The organism is bacterium (assembly GCA_040753085.1).
GTDB lineage: Bacteria > UBA9089 > JASEGY01 > JASEGY01 > JASEGY01 > JASEGY01.
Genome location: JBFMHI010000236.1, coordinates 1 through 2,293 on the forward strand (window position 1 = coordinate 1; position 2,293 = coordinate 2,293).

General features: G+C 45.2%; 1 protein-coding gene. It reads right to left on the bottom strand.

The window, feature by feature from the left end; genetic code table 11:
* Positions 1-192: 192 nt before the first annotated feature.
* Positions 193-1,593 (bottom strand): Mur ligase family protein, encoded by a 1,401-nt coding sequence (locus AB1797_13960; GenBank protein MEW5768692.1) that lies wholly within the window; start codon positions 1,591-1,593, stop codon positions 193-195.
* Positions 1,594-2,293: the final 700 nt, after the last annotated feature.

Here is a 2,293-nt window from a genome sequence, read left to right on the forward strand (position 1 = left end):
TTGGGGGATATTTGTATAAACCTATTTCACAGGTCGTAATTTTTTCTTCGTGTCCTTCGTGCTCTTCGTGGTTTATCCTTGATTTTCATCAAGGCAGGCTCTTGTTTACCCCATCCTTTTACCCAATCTGTGGGTAAGGATAAGCATCAAGGGAGAGGGAATTTTGCTTTGTCTCCCAACTAACTGCTTAACTTAGTTTTGAGTAGTTACGGAGGGATTTCCCTTTTCGGACAATAGCCTATGGCATAAGTTAGAAAGGGTTCCATCCCTGGCGCCCATAACGATTACTGCATCTCCGGATTGGACCCGCGTCTTTACTTCCTTGACTATATCTTCCCGTTGAGGGTAATAGTAAGCTGAAAAACCCTTTTCCTTTAAGGGATAAATTAGATCAGCCGATGAGATGTCCCGGGCCGCTGTTCCACCGGCATAGTATATATCAGGGATGTAGAGCAGATCATCTTTATCCAGGCAGGTTTCAAAGGTGTAGATAAGCCCCTCTTTCAGAAGTCTGGTGGGGGCAAAGCCATGCGGTTGAAAGATAACGATGAGCCTTCTAAAGAAAGGCTTCAGTGTCTTGAGACTGGCCCTGATCTTATCCGGATTATGGGCGTAGTCATCGAAGACCTTGACTCCATTTTTCTTTCCGATAAGTTCCAGCCTTCTCTTTATTCCCTTAAATTCGGCCAGCGCCGGGCTTATTTTAACATGGGGAAGACCGATGGCCCTGAGGGCGGCCACAGCGGCCAGGGCATTGTAGACATTGTGTTGTCCGGGGAGAGGGAGATGGTAGGATGTCCCTTCGAGAGCGAAGGTAGACCCGGTGGGACTTAATTCAAGCTGTTTGATAGATAGGCAGGCAGCGCTTTCTATCCCAAAGGTTATTATCTTAGCCGTCCCCCTTAACTGCGAGGTTCGAGAACAGTCAAGGTTTAGGACGAGGGCCTCTTTTACGGCTTGAGCAAAAGAACTAAAAAGGCCTTCCAGTTCTGAAAGAGGTTTGTGATCCAGGGCGATGTTGATCACCACCCCGATGGAAGGACGATATAAGGAGATAGAGCCATCACTTTCATCGGCTTCAATCACGGTTAAATTGGAATGGGGGCTGCTGATGGCATTTCCAATTAAACCGGCTTCAACCCAATTTTTTATCACCCCTCCATTCACTACTGTAGGATTCATCTCAAGCCGGTGAAGGACATAGCCGATCATGCCAGCCGTGGTTGTCTTCCCACTAGTTCCTGCCACGACAATACTTCGGGATGCATTAGAAACTTGGGCCAGTAGTTCTGCCCGGTGGAGGATAGGCAAACCCAGTTGCCTGGCTCTTTTTAAGTCAGGATTATCATTTTCAATAGAGGTAGAGACAACTACCTGTCTTACTTTTCCCTCATTGAAGATAGAACCATCTTGAGCCCATAAAATGATCCCTCTTTCCGTAAGCTTTCCGGCTAAATCCAGGCTTACCTCCCGGTCAAAAGCCCTATCTGAACCAGAGACTACAAACCCCCTCTCCACCATTATCTGGGCCAGAGAATTCATCCCTGCCCCGCCAATGCCAATAAAATGATAATCTATGCTTTCATTAGTCATAGCGCGGCCTTCCCCCGCCACCAAACAATCTATCCTCCTTGTCCCCTCAAGAATACCTTTCTTATACCCCTCTTCAATATCCTGTCCTAAGAGCAGTAGAGCAGCAGAGCAGTAGTTAAAGACTTTTCTGAAAGTTCCAGAACTGCTGCTCTATTGCTTTACTGCTCTCTAAGACACATACTTTTTTTCCCTTCGTGTCTTCGTGCCTTGGTGGCTAAACGGTTACGAAAATTCTATGGGTATTTATCATCGTCCCCTCCCTGAGATATCAATAACTGTTTTTCTTAAGTGAATCAAAGTATACCTCAAAAAGGTTAATCTTGTCAACCTAAAACCTCCTACAAATTAATTCGCCACAAGTCTATTGAAATAATAGTTTTTGGTATCTACTCAAAATCAAGTTAAAAAAGTAAGCTCATTACAGATTATAGTGCTATGGGTTAAGTTTCATCTCCTTTTGTCCTGACAGCGTCGGCATAAGAGCTTCCCCTCCCTTGATGCTTATCCTTACCCACATCTTCTAAAAACCACAAAGAACACGAAGGGCACGAAGAATTATAAAACAGATATTTTGGGACGGTTCAAAATAGTCCATTTTCTTGTGAAACCTTGCGACCTGTAGTGAGCTTTTAGCCCCGTAGGGGCGATATATTTATAGCGAGATGCCAACCCTTACATCTCAAGCCCCGTAGGGGCGATA